Source organism: Deinococcus hopiensis KR-140, from assembly GCF_900176165.1.
In the GTDB taxonomy this organism is placed as follows: domain Bacteria; phylum Deinococcota; class Deinococci; order Deinococcales; family Deinococcaceae; genus Deinococcus; species Deinococcus hopiensis.
The window spans coordinates 2,414,274-2,431,016 of sequence record NZ_FWWU01000009.1; the positions used below are offsets into that span (position 1 = coordinate 2,414,274).

At 68.4% G+C, this 16,743-nt stretch carries 18 protein-coding genes; 11 read left to right on the forward strand and 7 right to left on the reverse strand.

Annotation, left to right across the window (positions count from 1 at the left end; translation table 11 throughout):
* The first annotated feature begins 79 nt into the window (after positions 1-79).
* The 5 genes from B9A95_RS25115 to B9A95_RS25135 all read left to right on the forward strand — a co-directional run bounded on the left by B9A95_RS25115 (position 80) and on the right by B9A95_RS25135 (position 4,780).
* Positions 80-727, forward strand: a complete 648-nt coding sequence (locus B9A95_RS25115; protein WP_084049765.1) for a TetR/AcrR family transcriptional regulator — start codon at positions 80-82, stop codon at positions 725-727.
* Complete coding sequence (locus tag B9A95_RS25120; RefSeq protein ID WP_084049766.1) at positions 724-2,349, forward strand: FAD-dependent monooxygenase; 1,626 nt, start codon at positions 724-726, stop codon at positions 2,347-2,349. The genes B9A95_RS25115 and B9A95_RS25120 overlap by 4 nt, the downstream gene beginning before the upstream one ends.
* Positions 2,350-2,423: 74 nt before the next feature.
* Positions 2,424-3,473, forward strand: coding sequence for an Mrp/NBP35 family ATP-binding protein (locus B9A95_RS25125; protein ID WP_084049767.1), 1,050 nt, complete (start codon positions 2,424-2,426; stop codon positions 3,471-3,473).
* A gap of 1 nt (position 3,474) precedes the next feature.
* Positions 3,475-4,140: a helix-turn-helix transcriptional regulator gene (locus B9A95_RS25130; protein WP_084049768.1), complete on the forward strand. Its 666-nt coding sequence runs from the start codon at positions 3,475-3,477 to the stop codon at positions 4,138-4,140.
* 1 nt (position 4,141) lies between these two features.
* Complete coding sequence (locus B9A95_RS25135) at positions 4,142-4,780, forward strand: 2'-5' RNA ligase family protein (protein WP_084049769.1); 639 nt, start codon at positions 4,142-4,144, stop codon at positions 4,778-4,780.
* Between the two features lie 98 nt (positions 4,781-4,878).
* Here the strand turns inward: B9A95_RS25135 and B9A95_RS25140 are convergent, their stop codons facing one another.
* The 3 genes from B9A95_RS25140 to B9A95_RS25150 all read right to left on the reverse strand — a co-directional run bounded on the left by B9A95_RS25140 (position 4,879) and on the right by B9A95_RS25150 (position 7,594).
* On the reverse strand, positions 4,879-5,973 hold the full coding sequence (locus tag B9A95_RS25140; RefSeq protein WP_084049770.1) for a bifunctional 3-deoxy-7-phosphoheptulonate synthase/chorismate mutase: 1,095 nt from the start codon (positions 5,971-5,973) through the stop codon (positions 4,879-4,881).
* Positions 5,974-6,092: 119 nt separating this feature from the next.
* Positions 6,093-6,545: a globin domain-containing protein gene (locus B9A95_RS25145; protein ID WP_084049771.1), complete on the reverse strand. Its 453-nt coding sequence runs from the start codon at positions 6,543-6,545 to the stop codon at positions 6,093-6,095.
* 68 nt (positions 6,546-6,613) lie between these two features.
* Complete coding sequence (locus tag B9A95_RS25150; protein ID WP_084049772.1) at positions 6,614-7,594, reverse strand: MBL fold metallo-hydrolase; 981 nt, start codon at positions 7,592-7,594, stop codon at positions 6,614-6,616.
* 208 nt (positions 7,595-7,802) lie between these two features.
* Here B9A95_RS25150 and B9A95_RS25155 point away from each other — a divergent pair, with 208 nt between their 5' ends.
* Entirely contained in the window at positions 7,803-8,585 is a 783-nt protein-coding gene (locus B9A95_RS25155) for an EAL domain-containing protein (RefSeq protein WP_084049773.1), read from the forward strand.
* 43 nt (positions 8,586-8,628) lie between these two features.
* Here the strand turns inward: B9A95_RS25155 and B9A95_RS25160 are convergent, their stop codons facing one another.
* Positions 8,629-8,985, reverse strand: a complete 357-nt coding sequence (locus B9A95_RS25160) for a hypothetical protein (RefSeq protein ID WP_139806979.1) — start codon at positions 8,983-8,985, stop codon at positions 8,629-8,631.
* Between the two features lie 450 nt (positions 8,986-9,435).
* The gene (locus B9A95_RS25165) at positions 9,436-9,789 is read right to left on the reverse strand and encodes a hypothetical protein (protein ID WP_084049775.1); all 354 of its coding nucleotides are present in this window, start codon (positions 9,787-9,789) and stop codon (positions 9,436-9,438) included.
* A 231-nt stretch (positions 9,790-10,020) separates the two neighbouring features.
* Here B9A95_RS25165 and B9A95_RS32700 point away from each other — a divergent pair, with 231 nt between their 5' ends.
* Positions 10,021-10,716, forward strand: coding sequence for a hypothetical protein (locus tag B9A95_RS32700; RefSeq protein ID WP_139806980.1), 696 nt, complete (start codon positions 10,021-10,023; stop codon positions 10,714-10,716).
* 28 nt (positions 10,717-10,744) lie between these two features.
* Here the strand turns inward: B9A95_RS32700 and B9A95_RS25170 are convergent, their stop codons facing one another.
* Positions 10,745-10,951, reverse strand: coding sequence for a hypothetical protein (locus B9A95_RS25170; protein WP_139806981.1), 207 nt, complete (start codon positions 10,949-10,951; stop codon positions 10,745-10,747).
* 976 nt (positions 10,952-11,927) lie between these two features.
* On the opposite strand from B9A95_RS25170, the gene ychF reads away from it, so the two are divergent.
* The 3 genes from ychF to B9A95_RS25185 all read left to right on the forward strand — a co-directional run bounded on the left by ychF (position 11,928) and on the right by B9A95_RS25185 (position 15,342).
* Positions 11,928-13,025 carry a redox-regulated ATPase YchF gene (gene ychF, locus B9A95_RS25175; RefSeq protein WP_084049777.1) on the forward strand — a complete coding sequence of 366 codons (1,098 nt, stop codon included), beginning with the start codon at positions 11,928-11,930 and terminating at the stop codon, positions 13,023-13,025.
* Positions 13,026-13,099: 74 nt separating this feature from the next.
* Complete coding sequence (locus B9A95_RS25180) at positions 13,100-14,665, forward strand: bifunctional metallophosphatase/5'-nucleotidase (RefSeq protein WP_084050961.1); 1,566 nt, start codon at positions 13,100-13,102, stop codon at positions 14,663-14,665.
* A gap of 80 nt (positions 14,666-14,745) precedes the next feature.
* The gene (locus tag B9A95_RS25185) at positions 14,746-15,342 is read left to right on the forward strand and encodes an antibiotic biosynthesis monooxygenase (protein ID WP_084050962.1); all 597 of its coding nucleotides are present in this window, start codon (positions 14,746-14,748) and stop codon (positions 15,340-15,342) included.
* Here the strand turns inward: B9A95_RS25185 and B9A95_RS25190 are convergent.
* A complete protein-coding gene (locus tag B9A95_RS25190; protein WP_084049778.1) occupies positions 15,324-16,043 on the reverse strand; it encodes an MBL fold metallo-hydrolase in 720 nt (239 codons plus the stop codon). The two genes, B9A95_RS25185 and B9A95_RS25190, sit on opposite strands and share 19 nt — an antisense overlap.
* Positions 16,044-16,135: 92 nt before the next feature.
* Between B9A95_RS25190 and B9A95_RS25195 the strand changes: the two genes are divergently transcribed.
* A complete protein-coding gene (locus B9A95_RS25195) occupies positions 16,136-16,705 on the forward strand; it encodes a TetR/AcrR family transcriptional regulator (protein ID WP_084049779.1) in 570 nt (189 codons plus the stop codon).
* Positions 16,706-16,743: the final 38 nt, after the last annotated feature.

Consider the following 16,743-nt stretch of genomic DNA (forward strand, 5'->3'; position numbering starts at 1 on the left):
AGCGTAAAGCGCTTCCCCATCATTGCAGGGGCCTTGCTCCCAGGTAAACTAAACCGTACAGTTTAGTTAGGAGGTGACGATGCCCCGACCCGCGCCCCACCGTGACGACACCAGGAGCCAGACCATCCGTCAGGCGGCCCGAACCCTGTTTCTGCGTCAGGGCTTCGCCGCCACCACCCTGGACCAGGTGGCGGCTGAGGCGAGCGTTTCCAAAGCGACGATCTACACGCGCTACCGGCAGAAGGAGGAGCTGTTGCAGGGCGTGCTGGACGATTTTCTACGCGACTGGGCCGCGCCGCCCAGCGGATCACCTGCCGCCGCGACCATCGGGGACCTGCGGACTGGATTGCAGGTCCTGGCCGAGCAGGCCGCTGCCCAGCTGATGCGGCCCGAGGGACTGGCTCTCGTCCGCATGTTGATCGCCGAGATGAACACGCAGCCCGAGCTGGGCGAACTGTTCGTGCGGACGGTGCCCGGCCCGCTCCTGGAGCGGGTGGGCGCGCTGCTCGCCTCGGCGCAGGCGGCGGGGTTGGTGCGCCCGGCCGAGCCCGAACTCGCCGCCCGCGCCTTTGTGGGACCGCTGATGAGCTTCGTGATGCTGGGCGGCCTGCTGGCCCGTGAGCCTCACCCGCCCACGCCGCAGCAGCTCGCCGCCATGGTGGACCTCTGCCTGCACGGTCTGCTGCACTTCCCCGCTTTTCATCCTGCCCAGGAGGAACCGTCATGACCACGAACGCCGAGCTCGGCACCACCGACGTCCTGATTGCCGGCGCCGGGCCCACCGGCCTGCTGCTCGCCTGCGAACTTCAGCGGCTGGGACTGCGCGTGCGGGTGGTGGACCCCAAGGCGGGCCCCACCCGCGAGTCGCGCGCCATGGTCGTGCAGGCCCGCACCCTGGAAATTTACGATCAGCTTGGCCTGGCGGAGGAGGCAGTGCGGCAGGGCCACCCGGTCTCGGGCCTGAACGCGTGGAGCGGGGACGACTTCCTGGGGGGCCTTCCCTTCGGTGTGGTGGGCCGGGGTCAGACGCCTTACCCCTACATTCTCTCGTTGGAACAGAGCAAGAACGAGGCGCTGCTCTACACGCACCTGCGGGCCCTGGGCGGCGAGGTGGACTGGGGCTGGGCGTTAGAGGATTTCTCCCAGGACGCGGGCGGCGTGAGGATCACGCTGGGTGGTCCGAACGGCGGCGTACGGAGCGTTCGGGCGGCCTACCTCTGCGGGACCGATGGGGCCCACAGCCCGGTGCGGCACCTCCTGGGCCTGCCCTTCGACGGTGAGCGCAGCCCCAGGACGCTCTTTGTCGCCGACGTGACCACCACGGGGGCGCTGGACAACGCGGACCTGAGCCTCAAGCTGAGCGCGTCTTCCCTGCTGCTGACCTTTCCCCTGGCGAGCTCGGGTAGGGGCGACAACCGCTTGCGCCTCATCGGGATGCCGCCCGCAGGGGAGCTGGAGGGAAGTACCCCCACCTTCGAGGACGTCCGCGCCCTCGTACGGGACGTGTTTGGCATCGAGGTCAGTCAAGTGCGCTGGTTCTCGCATTACCGGGTCAGCCACCGGGTGGCGCGGCACTTCCGAACCGGGCGCGTTTTCCTGCTGGGCGACGCGGCCCACGTCCACAGCCCAGTGGGTGGACAGGGAATGAACACCGGCCTGGGCGACGCACACAATCTCGGCTGGAAGCTGGCGGCCGTGCTGAAGGGCCAGGCCAGCCCCGGGCTGCTGGACACCTACGGGGCCGAGCGCCGCCCCTTCGCGCAGTCGCTCGTGCGGACGACAGACCGGGCCTTCAGGCTCATCTCGTCCGACACGCCCCTGTCGCGCCGCCTGCGGACGCGGCTTTTGCCCGCCGTACTGAGGCGGTTGGGGGCGGGTCGCGGGCGCAAGCAGGACAGCGACGGGCCGAACACCCTGGGCCGCCTGGCCTTCCGCATGGTCTCGCAGCTTCGCCTGAGTTACCCGCACAGCCCGCTCAGCCGGGGTCAGGCCGGGAAGATCAGGGGCGGCGAGCGGCTGCCCTACGCCCAGGGCAGCCGCAATTTCAAAGCGCTGCGGCGACCAGGGCCGCAACTTCACCTCTACGGCACGCCCTCACCGGAAGTTCTCAGCTGGTGCCTGCGCCGCGACATCTCCCTGCACGTCTTTCCCTTCGAGGAAACTGCCCGCCGCGCTGGACTGCGGGAGGACGCCGCCTACCTGGTGCGGCCCGACGGGTACGTGAGCGTGGCGCAGGCAACCTTTGGCGGCGCGGAGCTGGACAGGGTGCTGCGCGCGGCGTGGTACTGGCGGGCGGAGAAGCGGCCCACGCGGCCCCAGCCCTCCGCCGTCAGACCTTCAGCCGGTTAGACCGCTTCCCAGACGCTTCACTGTAACGCTCTCTCTTGCTGCCCCCTGAGGAAACGCGCTACTAATGGCGGGAGATGCGCGACGCCGTCATGCAAGCCCTGAAAACTGTCAACGACCCCGAGTTGCACCGCGACCTGGTGTCCCTGGGCATGATCGAACGCGCCGAAGTCGAGGGGAGGGTGGCGCACGTGAAGGTCAACCTCACCACGCCCGCCTGTCCCCTCAAGGGCAAGATCGAGGGTGATGTCCGGGCGGCGGTGCTGGCGGTGCCCGGCATCGAGGCCGTGAACGTCACCTTCGGCGCGATGGTCCGTCCCGCCGCGCAGCCCGCCCTGCCGGGCGTCAAGCACGTGCTCCTCGTGGGCAGCGGCAAGGGCGGCGTGGGCAAGAGCAGCGTGGCCGTGAACCTGGCCGCCTCTTTGGCGCGTGACGGCGCGCAGGTGGGCCTGATGGACGCCGACGTGTATGGCCCCAGCGTGGCGCACATGCTGGGCCAGGGGACAGCCAAAGTTACGGCCAACGCCGAGCGCAAGATGCAGCCCATCGAGGCGCACGGCCTTCGCTTCCTGAGTATGGCCAACCTCTCCCCTGCCGGGCAGGCGCTGGTGTGGCGCGGACCAATGCTCCACTCGGCAGTGCAGCAGTTTCTGAAGGACGCAGCGTGGGGCGAACTCGACTACCTGATCGTGGACCTGCCGCCGGGCACCGGAGACGTGCAGCTGTCGCTGACGCAGACCGTGCAGGTGACGGGCGCGGTGCTGGTGACCACGCCGCAGGACGTGGCCCTGATCGACGCGGCGCGCGCGCTCGACATGTTCCGCAAAGCCAGTGTGCCCGTGCTGGGCGTGGTGGAGAACATGAGCTACTTCGTGGCTCCCGACACCGGGCTGACCTACGACATCTTCGGACGGGGCGGCTCGCGCAAACTCGGCAACCTGCCCCACCTGGGCGAGATTCCGCTCGACACGGAGGTGCGGCAGGACGCCGACGCGGGGCTGCCCACCGTGCTGGCGCATCCCGAGTCACCTGCCGCTCAGGCCATGCGGCAGATCGCGCGTAACCTTGCCGGGCGGATCAGCGTACAGGCGATGGCCCACCTGCCCGAACAACTTCCGGTGGTGTGAGGTGACGCTCGCCTCTCCCCTGCCCGCCACAGCGGTCACGTCCCCCGCACCCGAGCGGACCAAACACCGGCTGCTGGAGCTGCTCAAGCGGCACGGCCCGCAGACGGTGCAGGACCTGGCGGCCCACCTGGGCGTCTCTGTGCCGGGCGCGCGGCGGCACCTGACGGACCTTCAAGACCAGGGCTTGATCGAGGCGCGGACCGAGCGGCCCGGTGGCCGGGGGCGGCCGCAGCACGTGTTTCTGCTTACCGAACGGGGCGAGGCGGTGTTTCCCCGGACCTACTCGGCGCTGTGCATGGACGTGCTGCGCCACGTCCAGGCCCTGTACGGCGAGGAAGCGGTGCTCAAAGTGCTTGACGCCCGCAGCGAAGAGCTCGCCGCCCGTCTCCTGGAGGAGATGCCCCACGAACTGCCCCTCGCCGAGCGGGTACAGGGGCTGACCGTCTGGCTGACCACGGCAGGTTTCGACGCCGTGGCCGAGGAGAACGTGGACGGGTCCTGGACCATCTTGGAACGCAACTGCCCCAACCTCACGGTGGCCCGGCAGTACCCGCAGATGTGCGTCAGCGAGCTGGGCATGCTCGCGCAGGTGCTGGGCGTGCCAGTGACCCGCAGTTCGCGCATCGCGTGCGGGCAGGGCAGCTGCCGCTACCGGATCGGGCCCTGAGATGAGCGCCGCACCTCCTCCACCGCGGGGTTCATCCGGGGCGCTGTACAGCCTGGTCGCCTGGCCGCCCGCCCCCCTGGACAGCTGGCTGCGGCGTACACAGGAGCGGCTGAACGTGCGGGCGTTCGGAGCCCCACATCTCAACCTGCGCGCACCCTTTCAGACGTCGCTGTCTGCGCCGGAACTGGTTGCGGCCTTCCGCGAGGTGCTGCGCCGCGAGCCTGCCTTCGACGTGCGCGTGAAGGGCTGGAAAGCCCTGCCCCACATGATTTTCCTGGAGTTCGAACCTGACGCCTCCCTGACCGCCTTGCACCAACGCGTCTTGACCGTGGAGCCCTCCAGCCGGGCTTCCCACGACGGCGACGGTTACCTGCCCCACCTCACGCTCGCACTGGGCATCCTGCCCTGGGCCGAGGACGCAGTGTGGGAAGCGGTGCAGCCCCTGGTGCCGCCCCTGCAGAGCTTTCACGTGAATGTGCTGAGCCTGACGCGCGAGGAACGTGGCGAGGTGCAGGAGGTCCACACCTTTCCCCTGCAGGAGCGCTCGCTGGCCGGGCCCATCCCCCTCCATCTGCCGGGCGCAAGACTGCCGGAAGACCCGGCGGCTCCCTTCCTGGTGGGCGAGGGGTTAAAAAAGTGACCCCCTCCCCTGGTGGAACCCGGAGAGCTCCGTAGGAGAGAGGGGCGCTGCGAAGTCGCGGGTAACCGGGAAGGAAAGGGAGGAGGTCAACCCTCAGCTCACACCGTTGCGGGCACCTTCAGCACCGAGTCGAGCGCGCCGATAAAGCGCTCGTATCCGGCGAAGTCGAGCTGCTGCTCGTTGTCCGACAGGGCGGTGGCTGGGCTGGGGTGGACTTCGACGTGAATGCCGTCTGCACCCACGGCGAGGGCAGCCTTGGCCAGCGGGATGAGCAGGTCACGGCGTCCGGCAGCGTGCGTCACGTCCACGATCACGGGCAAGTGGGTCTCCTGCTTGGCGAGGGCCACGGCGGAGAGGTCGAGCGTGTTGCGGGTCCACTTCTCGAAGGTGCGGATGCCGCGCTCGCACAGGATGACTTCGGGGTTGCCCTCAGACAGGATGTACTCAGCGGCGTAGAGCCATTCCTCTATGGTGGCGGACAGCCCACGCTTGAGCAGCACCGGGCGGCGAGAGCGGCCCACCTCACGCAGCAGGGCGAAGTTGTGCATGTTGCGCGCGCCCACCTGCAGGATGTCGGCATGTTCGGCCACGACTTCCACGTCCCTCGTGTCCATGACCTCGGTCACGAACAGCATGCCGTTTTCACGCGCGGCTCGGCCCCCGATAATCAGGCCGTCCACGCCCATACCCTGAAAGCCGTAGGGGCTGGTGCGGGGCTTGTACGCCCCGCCGCGCAGAATCTTGACGCCCTTGCTGGCCAGGAAGCGGGCCGTGACTTCCATCTGCTCCTCGGACTCGATGGAGCAGGGCCCCGCCACAATGATGGGAGGTGCGCCCGCGCCGATGCGGACGCCATCGATGTCGAGGGTGGTGTCGTCGGGCTTGACCTTGCGAGACACGAGAAGCTGCTTCTTGTCGTTCGTCTCTTCGAGGTCCAGGCTGGCCTTGAAGATTTCCTTGAAGATGGCCTTGACGGCCCCCGCACTGAAGGGGCCGGGATTCAGGCCTTCCATCTCGCGCAACTGCTGCTCCTCGCGGGCCGGATCGTAGTGCTGGGGACGGCCCTCCAAGCTCTTGGCCCGGCCGATCTGCGCGACCACCTCGCCCCGCCGCGAGAGCAGGGTGAGCAGGTCACGGTTGATCGCGTCCACTTCGGCGCGGAGTTCATCGATGCTGCGTTGCGGCTGGGTCATTCTTTCAGTCTAGGAAAGCCGCCTCACTCTCCCGCCGCACCCCACTAGTCAAATGTAAAGAGTTGTCCAAGTTGCGGGTCTGGAGATACGTTGGAAACGCTCCTGACGCAAGAACAGCCTCAGGCTTGCTCTTCTGCGGCCTGTTCGGGCAATCCCGGTTCGCCGCCCGCGCCCTCACCCGGCGTATTGACCATATGGACGGCCACCCGCGCGAGGGCCGCGTACAGCTCGCGCGCCTCGGTCTCCGCAATCTCGGGCGTCTCCCGCAGGGCAGCGTCCATACACCCCAACCAGGCCCGCGCCCGCGCCGGCGTAATGGAAAAGGGCAGGTGGCGAGCACGCAGCCGGGGGTGCCCGTAGCGCTCGTGGTACAGCGGTGGTCCTCCGAGAAAGCCACTCAGAAAGGCGAACTGCTTCTCGGCGGTGTGCGTCAGGTCCGCCGGGAAGATCGGCGCAAGGTCCGGGTGCACCGCCACGTGCCTGTAAAAGCGGGTGATGAGCGCGACCAGGGCGTTCGGGCCGATGCGCTCGTACAGGCTGCCGCCCACATGGAGGCCGATGGGAGCCGTCATGGGGGCAGGCTAGCGCAGGGGGACCGGCAGCAATAAGTCCCACTGGCTCTTCCCGCTCTGGCCGCCCTTCAGCTCCAGTTCCACACCGCCGGTTCGTATTCGTAGGCCCCGCCCACGGCCCGGCGGACATGCCCGGTGGCGTGGAAGGGGAAGTGATAGCCCGTGACCCACAGCCCCTCGCTGACCACCCGCTCAAACAGGCGCTGGCGGGTGCGGGCGGCGAGCGGACCGTCCGCATCAAAGCCGATGTACGCGCCCCGGTGCCGCAACGACAGCAGGAAGTGCCCGGCCGCGTCCCCAAACACCATCAGCCCCTCGTTTCCACGCTGGGCCAGCACACTGAGGTGGTTCAGGGTGTGGCCCGGAGAGGCCACAGCGGTCAGGCCCGGCACGATCTCTGCGCCCGGCTGGAGAAAGGTAAAGCGGTCCCGGAGCGCGATCAGGTTGGCCTTGACGGCAGCGTTGGGCTCGGCCTGGGTGGTCCAGAACTGAAACTCGGCGCCACCGATTACGTGTCGCGCCCCCGGGAAGTTCGGTTGCCCGCCTGTCGTCAGGCCGCCGATGTGGTCGCCGTGCGCGTGGGTGATAAACACCGTGTCGATGCTCGCCGGATCGATCCCGGCGCGGCGCAGGTTGGCGAGCAGCTGCCCGGCCTCGCCGCCGCGCCCCGTGTCGATCAGGACCCGGTTGGCACCCGTCTCGATCACCACGGGGTTGAAGTGGTTGACCGTGTTTGTGGCCGGAACGTGATACTCGGCCAGCGTGGCGGCGAACTCGGCCTGTCGGTCCGGATTGGCCCCCCAGGTCGGCAGCACGGCGGCGAGCGGCGCGGTGCCGTCGCTCACGATGATCGCGCTCAGGTCGCCCACCTTCTGCCGGTAAAAGCCGTTGCCGTTCAGCGGGGCGGCGGGGGAAGCGGGAGCGGCGCTCTGCGCGCCCACCAGCGGCGCTGCGGCAGCGAGGAGTCCCGCACTTCCCAACAGGCGCAGGCTGTCGCGGCGGCTGAGGGCAGTGGGCGCAGGAACGGGGGCGGAACGGTCTTCACTCATGGGAAACCTCCTGGAAGTCACGCCTTGTCGGGCAGGCCTTTCAACGTTAAAGGGAATGGTGGACGCAGAACGCACGAAACCCTTCAGTGTTCGTTGGGCTTGCGTCCGCCACTGGCCCCTCCATAGAGACAAGAAAGGGTGAACCCAGGCTTTCCCATATGCGATTCACTCCACCAACCGGCAAAAGGGGGCCCGCTAGCCTTTTCGTATGCCGTCCTCGCCCGCCGGAACCTGCCAGGCCTGTCAGGCTCCGCCCACGCCGCTGCCCGATATCGCCATGGCCTTTCAGCCTCTTGTCAACGTGAGGACGCGCGAGATCTTCGCCTATGAGGCGCTGGTGCGGGGCGCGCAGGGCCAGGGCGCCGGGTGGGTGTTTGGCCAGATTGGGGAAGGAGGCCATTACCACTTCGATCAGCTGTGCCGGGTAACGGCTATCCGCGCGGCGGCGCGGCTGGGGCTGCACCTCACCGGGGACGCCCTGCTGTCCATCAACTTCCTGCCCAATGCCGTGTATGAGGCCGTCACCTGCCTGCGCGCCACGCTGCGAACCGCCCAGGAGGTGGACTTTCCCCCGAGCCGCCTGCTGTTCGAAGTCACCGAGCATGAGCACGTGACCGACGAGGCGCACGTGCAGCGGATCATCGAGACGTACCGCCGCTCCGGCTTCCAGACCGCCCTCGACGACTACGGGGCCGGGCACGCCACCGCCGGACTGCTGCTCGCCCTGCGCCCGGACGTGGTGAAGGTGGACATGAAGCTTGTGCGCGGCGTCCACACGGACCTCTGGCGTGAGGAGCTGATCCGGCACCTCGCGCTGTTCGCACAGCGGGTGGGCCTGCTCGTGGTGGCCGAGGGCGTGGAGACCGCCGAGGAGGCCCGCTGCCTGCTGACGCTGGGCGTGACCCACATGCAGGGCTACTTCTTCGCACGCCCCGGCCTGGAGTGTCTGCCCACCGTGCCGGACGAGGTGTACGCACAACTGGGGGTGTGAGGGCAGGACCTGCCCAGCCGGGCAAGCACACCCACGCTCAGGGTCAGCGGTGAGGGCTGGGGGTGACGGGCGCGGCTGCAGAACATGGTCTACCCGCGCCCGCACGGTTTCTGCGCACCATCGCGAAATTGACCTCTACCCCGTAACGCCGCCCGAATGTTCGCCGCTTGCGGGCGCTGGAAGGCGCCAGGCTCCAGCGCTCACGGGTGCGGAAGTCGTCAAACGCGGACGGGGAGGCGCTCCGGCTGGCAAAGGTCAGGGCCACCGCCAGCGGCAACGCGGCCTCGTCGGAGGCCAGCCTATCCAGCAGCGCGAGGTCATACAGGTTGCCCGCCAGCACCCCGGCCCAAACCCGGTCAGGCCGTGCAGCTTCCAGGCCCACAACGTCTCGGGCGGGCAAGCGAGCACGGGGCCGGCGCCGGGTACGTCCAGCCCTATGGCCGGCTGCGCCAGCGGATCCCCGTAGGCGAGGTCCACCTGAAACCGCGCCTCTTCCCCTCCCTCAGCCCGCCCTGAGAGGCGACGCGCAGCCCGGGAAAGGGCCCCCCGGCCCAGATCACCTCGGTGCCCAGCAGGGTAAGTTCGGTCTCGGCGTCGGGCTGCGTGGCCACCCCGAGGCGAGGCGGCCTGCACCGCAGGGAAGGCTCCAGGCACGAGGTCGTCCACATCGGCTGCGCTCCGTCCCTCCCCACCCAACTCCCGGCACAGCGTCCGGGTCACCACACTGCCGCGCAGCATCAGGGGCGCGCCGAACACGCGCGGGCCCGGCGCAGCCAACCCAGCAGGGCCAGACCTCGGGCGCAGGCCAGACGCTCACGTTTCCTCCCAGCCGGCGTCAAGCTCGCGGCGGTCACCGCAGACGCAGTATTCGAGGATACTGGCGAGGCGCGGCCAGACCGCCCGGGTCAGGCGCCGCCCCCGCCTCGGCGGTCTCGCGTCCCACGCCACCTGCCCGCAGAGTGACGGACCACTCCTGCGCCCCGTCCTCCCGCCGCCCGAAAGGATTGCCACGGCACAGGGCTTGCAGCGCCGTGAGGTCCCCCTCTGGCGTCACGCGGGGGTGGTGCTCGAAGAGGCGGCCCGGCGGCTCCTGGGCAGCGTCCTCACCGGAGCGGAGCACGCCCGCATTCCACGGCGCGGCCCCGGTCTTGATGCGCGTGGTGGAAAAGCCGCGTTCCCCGGGTTCCTTCCAGCGCCGCCTCAAGGGACCCCAGCACGCGCAGACAGGTCATGGGCGGGGTGGTGACGTGGATCTCGTGGGTATCACCTGCCCACAGGGGCACGGCTGGCCTGTGAGGGTAAAGCAGGTGAGGTCCATGCTCCCGAGCCTCTCTCAGCGTTCGCCGCGTTCCAGCACGCATCTGGCCTACGCCGCCTCGCCGGGCCGCCGCGGAATGCCCGCCCGATTGGGGCCAGCGTGGACACCTCGCGGCCCATGCGCAGGAAAACCTACGGGCGCACCCCGTACCTGCCGGGAACAGCCGGCCGGGTGTGGATTCAGGAAAAGCTGGCCGGCACGAACGTCGCCGTGGCCCGGCTGGACGGAGAACGCGCGCCGCAGGTGCGCCAGGGCTTTCGGGCCCGCGTTCGGCGCGCGCTTGTGGGCCCGGCACCATGCGGCGTGCGTTCTGGACGTGCTGCGTTCTGGCGAGCGGCTGGTGGGCGAGTGGCTCGCTGTACACCCTACGCGCTACGCCCTGCCCCACGAAGCCTTTGTGGCCCTGGACCTGGTGGCAGGCCCCAGCGCCGCCCCTTCCTCCCGTTGCGGGCGCGGGTGGAGGGCGTGTTCGCGATGCCGGAGCTGTACAGCCAGGAAGCGCGGGACCCAGCTGAACTTCGGCGCAACCTCGTGGCGGCCAAGCACCCGGGCCATCACGGCGCGTTTCTCCGGCCCGAGGGTTTTGTTTACCGCGCCGAGCTGCCCGGTGAAGCTGGATTTCTCGCCAGTGGGTCCGTCCCGAATCGCGTGCCCGTCAGCGATTCGGGGCGGACGGGGCCGTGCAGCTCCACCGCTCCGGAAGGCGCGGGGCTCTTTCCCCAAACGGGCCACACGTCCCGGTCATCCGGATCTGGACTTCTCACCACAGACGCCCCCGGGGACGACGTGCCTTTACCTTCCTTACATCCTTGACGCGCAGCCGACAACGGGACAATTACACTCAGCTCACGCTGAAGCGGACCTGCTGGGTGCCGGGGTGCGGAAGCGACGGCCAGAGGCCCCCTGCGACGAGGGGGCGTTTTCCTGCGTCCCCCACGCCGAACCGGCCCAGCTCGGCCGGGTTCTCCGCAGCTCCCGCTTCTGCACGTACATCGGCGCGTCGACCCGCTGCAGCGAGGTGCGGGCGGCGTCGCTGGGCCACGGTCACGCCCACATTGGGCGCCTGCGGCAGCAGAGCCGCAGGCCGCCGGTTCGGACGAACAAGCTCAACAGGTCCTGCCCCTCTTGCCGCAGGGCGAGGGATTGGGCGCGGGCAACCAGCACAAGTTCGCTGCGCATGAAAATTCCGGATCATCCGGTACGGCCCCTCTGCTGCCCTGCTTGGCAAGTCCACATCGCAAAGGTACGCCTACCTCCTCTCCGTCACCGTTTTTGCCTACGCCCCCGGGTAGACCAGAGGCTTTTGAACGGGTGAACCGGAGTTCTCAACATTCTGCGGAAGCCGCCAGCGCTCTGCCACCGACCCGGAAAGCTGTGCTTCACCCAGCTCCTGAAGTGGGCCCCGCAGGAACCGGGAGCCGCCTGGCCCGGAAGAAGGCATCGCCGACCGGACGTTCTGGAACCAGCGGCGGACATCGAGCGGGAAATGAGGATACGGCGCGCCGCGCCTCCAGGCCTTCAGTTGGGCAGCCGGGCGAGCTCGGCCGCGAGGAGTTCACGCCGCGCCGCCACCACCCCTTCAAGGCGCAACGTCGACTCGATCAGGTACCCGGCCAACGCCTCGTCGCATGAACCGGGCTCCTATTGCCGAGTGTGGTGAACGTCTCACCTCCGGTTCGCCACCCGGCGATGTTCAGCGGCAACTTGCCGCTTCAGTTCCCGGTGACGGCGATTGCCCCGCCGCTTCTTGCGCTCAGCCTTCTTCAAGTGCTGGGGCAGCCTCTCCAAACTCCCCCGCTGAGGTGATGGGGAAATTGCGGTTGGCGCCGAGGTCAGTCCCAATCACGTTCCCCGTTGTCGGTAGAGGCTGCGCCTCTACCGCGTGGGTGAACACCACTTGATCCGCCCGGGCGAACGTGGAACGAAACGGGCCGGGGCGCCCCTTCGCAGTCAACCTGTAAACTGGCGGGGTTGCCTGCCGCCCCTTTGAAGTGCGGCGTGCGGGAGTAAAGGAGAAATACACCATGGGACTTTCTATCGGCATCGTGGGCCTGCCCAACGTCGGAAAAAGCACGCTGTTCAACGCCATCACCCGCGCCGGGGCGCTCGCCGCCAACTACCCCTTCGCCACCATCGAGCCCAACGTGGGCCGCGTGACCGTGCCCGACGAGCGCTTATCCGCCCTGAGCAAGGTCTTTACCAAGGGCGAGCGCGTGCCGCCCATCATCCCCACCTTCGTGGAATTCGTGGACATCGCCGGGCTGGTCAAGGGGGCCAGCCAGGGCGAGGGCCTGGGCAACCAGTTTCTGGCGAACATCCGTGAGGTGGACGCCATCGCCCACGTGGTCCGATGCTTTGAGGACGGCAACGTGATCCACGTCGCGGGCCGGGTGGACCCCCTCGACGACATCGAGACGATCAACACCGAGCTGATTCTCGCGGATCTCTCGGGCCTCGAAAAGCGGCTTGCCAACCTCCAGAAAAAGGCCAAGGGCAACGACAAGGACGCCAAGGAGCAGGCCGCGCTCGCGGAACAGATTCTGGCCGTGCTGGGTGAGGGCAAGCCTGCCCGCGCCGGAAGCTACGACGCGCCCATTCCCAAGGAGTTCGGCCTGATTACCACCAAGCCCGTGATCTACGTGGCAAATGTGGGCGAGGGGGACCTGCAGGAAGACAACGGGTACGTGACCCGGGTGCGCGAGTACGCGGCGGCCGAGGGCGCGCAGGTGGTCAAGATCAGCGCCCAGATCGAGGGCGAACTCGCCGAGATGCCCGAGGACGAGGCGCGCGAATTCCTGGCAGACCTGGGGGTGGCCGAAAGCGGCCTGGACCAGCTCGTGAAGGTGGGCTACGAGACGCTGGGACTGATCACCTTCATCACCTCGGGCGAGAAGGAAGTGCGCGCCTGGACCATTCGCCGCGGCGAGAAGGCCCCCGAGGCCGCCGGGGAAATCCACTCGGACCTGGAACGCGGCTTTATCCGCGCCGAGGTGATCGAGTGGGACAAGATGGTGGAGGCGGGCGGCTGGGCCGGAGCCAAGGCCAAGGGCTGGGTGCGCACCGAGGGCAAGGAGTACGTCATGAAAGACGGCGACATCATGAACGTGCTGCACAACATGTGAGCAAAGAGCGGAGGACGCAGAGTCCGTGGAGGCTTTTGCCCTCTACGCCCAGCCGCGTCTTTTATACTCGGGGCATGATTAAATTCTGGCTTCTCTCGGCGGCCCTGCTCGGCTCGGCTGCGGGCGCGGCTCCGCTTACCGTGACCATCTTGCACACCGATGACCTGCACGGGCACCTCGATCCGGTGAAGGTGGGGCAGGGCACCTACGGAGGCTACGCCCGGCAGACGGCGCTGGTGCGCAAGTACACGGCGCAGGACACCAACCCGCTGGTGCTCTCGGGCGGTGACACCTTTCAGGGCACGCTGTTCTACAACGTCTATCAGGGCCTGGCCGACGTGCTGTTTATGAACTACCAGGGCTACCAGGCGATGGCCGTGGGCAACCACGAGTTCGACAATGGTCCCGAGGCCCTGGCCCGCTTCGCCCAAAAGGCGCAGTTTCCGCTGCTGGCCGCCAACCTCGACCTCACCCAGGAGCCGCTGTTGCGGGACCTGATCAAACCCTACGCGGTGCTAAACGTGGGCGGACAGAAGGTGGGGCTGGTGGGCGCGGTGACGCCGGACCTGCCGCTGATCAGCAGCCCCGGCGACAAGGTCAAGATGCTGGAACTGATGCAGAGCCTCAACAACAGCGTGAAGGCGCTGCAGGAGCAGGGCATCGACAAGATCATCCTGCTGTCGCACCTGGGCTATACGCTGGAGCAGGAGGTCGCCAAGACGGTGCCCGGCATCGACGTGATCGTGGGGGGCCACTCACACACCCTGCTGGGGGCCTTCGACAACAAGGACTTTCCGCCCAGCGAGGGGCCCTACCCCACGGTCGTCCAGAACCCGGACGGCAACCGCAGCCTGCTGGTGGCCGCGTGGGAATGGGGCAAGGTACTGGGGCGCATTCAGGTCAAGTTCAACGACGCGGGGGCCGTCGAGAGCTATGAGGGTAACCCCATTCCGGTGTCGGCGGACCTGCCCGAGGACCCCACCGCCAAGCGCATGATCGAGACGCTGAGCGTGCCGATCGCCAACCTGCGCGCCCAGGTGATCGGCAACACCACCGCTGGCCTGAACGGCAGCCGCGAGATCGTGCGCAAGCGCGAGAGCGCCATGGCGAACGTGCTCGCCGACGCGGCGCTGGAATCGGCCCGCAGCGCCGGGGCGACCATCGCCTTTGTGAACGGCGGCGGCGTACGCTCCTCCATCGACGCGGGGCCGATCACCTTCGAGGAAGCCATCACCGTACAGCCCTTCGGCAACACCCTGACGGTACTGGACCTGACGGGGGCCGAGATCAAGCGGGCGCTGGAACACGGCGTTGCCACCTGGAGCGAGAGCAAGGGACAGTTCCTGCACGTCTCCAGGGGCGTGAGCTACACCTTCGATCTCTCGAAGCCCGCTGGAAGCCGCGTGACCGCCGTAACCCTGGACGGCCAGCCCCTGGACGACGCAAAGACTTACACCGTCGCCATGAACACCTTTACGGCTGGAGGTGGGGACGGCTTCGATGTGTTCAAGAGCGCCGGGGGCCGCCGCATCGACACGGGGACGCTGGACGTGGACATTCTGGTGAACTACTTCAAGGCCCACCCCACGGTGGACGCGCAGCCCGAAGGCCGCATCGTAATAGTGAACGAGCCCAAATAACGGCTGCGTCCCGCCTTCCAGACCCTCTCCGCGTGCAGGAGGGGGTCTTTTCACGCCAGATGCTCTACAGTGCCCTCCCCATGTCCGACGCCGCTCCCCTTCCGCAGACCGCGCCCAGTCCCGCCACGCCGCCCCACCGGGACGGCGTCACGCTGGTCATCACCGAGTACGTGCGCCCGTCGCGGGTGGCCAAGTACGAGGACTGGGCGCGGGAGCTGCACAGCACGCTGGCGCGGCACCCAGGGTTTGTGGGCGTTCACGTGCTGCGTGGGCAGAGCGGCAACGTAACGGAATACGTGACGCTGGTGCGCTTCGCCTCCCGCGCAGCGCTCGCCGCCTGGCGGGTGTCGCCCGAGTACGCAGCAGCGCTCCAGCAGCTGCCCGAGTTCACGGCTGCCGAGGTGGATTACCGCGAATCGGAGGGACTGGAGGCGTGGTTTGACCGTCCCACCCGCTCGGTGGCCCCGCCGCTGTGGAAGAACGTGGTGGTGGGCGTGGTGGGCGTCTATCCGCTGATCCTGATCTTCAACCTGCTGTTTGCGCCCTTCACGAAGGGCTGGCCGTGGTGGCTCGCCATCCTGAGCACCACCATCCCCGCCACCCTTTTCCTGAACTGGCCGGTGCTGCCGCTGCTCTCACGCCTGCTGCGGCGCTGGCTCTATCCGGCACGGGGCTGAGCGGCGGCAGCACTCCGGCGCTCGGCCCGCTCCACCGCGCGGAGCATGGCCTCCACCGGAGCCTCGGTGACCCGGCCGTGTCCCGCCGCGAGGCGGGTGGGGCGCAGATCACTCAGACGGCGGGCACTCGCCAGCGCCGTGGGCGCGTGCCAGGTGGCCAGGGCGGGAAAGGGAAAGGTCCAGCGCCGCTCGCTGCTGACGGCTGTGCCCATTACTGTCTGAAAAGCGTCGCCCGCGATCAGGGTGCCGTCCCGCGTATCCAGAAAGGCGAGGTGACCTGGGGTGTGGCCCGGGGTGGCAACGGCACGCAGGCTGCCGATCTGTTCACCGTCTGCGAGGGGGATGACGGGGACCGCACTCTGGCGCAGATCACCGCGTAGGGGCGTCTGCGGCTCGCCGGGGTCCAGCGTGTGGTCGCCGCGCAACAGGCGGGCGTCGCGCGGGGAGATGAAGACGGGCACCTCCGGCAGCGCCGCGTGCAGCGCGTCAAGTCCACCGATATGGTCCCCATGCGCGTGGGTGAGCACGATCCGGCGAATGGACTGCCCCAGCGTCCGGGCCGCCCCAAGGAGGGCTGGGCCACCGCCGGGCATCCCGGTGTCGATGAGCGTCAGGCCGTTCGCCTCAGAGACCAGGTAAGCATTGATCAGGCCGAGATGGGTCAGCTGGACGAGATGGGAGCCGTGCCGGGTAAGACGCATAGGAAATCCTCCTCCAAGACGAACACCATTCGTCTTCGTTGCGAACACTGTAGGCCTTGGTCTTGTCCGCGTCAAGACGTACAGTGTTAGGCATGGTCTATCCTTCCAAGCTGAGTCCGGAAGCGATCCTCCAGGCCGCCGAGCGTCTGCTGCGTGGGGGTGGCGAGGAAGGGCTGAGTATGCGGGCCCTGGCGGAGGCCCTGGGGGTGCGGGCCAGCAGCCTGTACCGGCACTATCCGGACCGCGCAGCGCTGCTGCTGGCCCTGGAGGACGGGGCAGTCCTGGCCCTGCACCGGGAAATGGCGGCGGCGGCCGAGGGACTCTTCCCCGGGGAAGCCGTTCTGGCGGCGGGGCACGCCTACCTGAACTACGCCCGCGCGCAGCCCCACCTGTACGGCCTGCTCCTCGCCCACCGGCCTCCCGCCGTCGCCGGGCCCGGCGCAGGTAAAGCCTTGTGGAACCACGTGCTGCACCTCGTCGGCGCGGTTACCGGCCATCCCGACGACACGGCGGCGGCCGTTGCCTTCTGGGCCTACCTTCACGGCTTCGCCCTGCTGGAGCGTAGCGGGCAGTTCGGCCTGAGTGGACCCCGGGGCGGCTTCGAGCGGGGCCTGGAGGCGCTGGTGCGGGGGCTGGCAACCGAACAGAAGGGGGGCGGCTGACCCGCGGGTCAGCCGCCCCCCTCTCCTGCCCTGCCGGC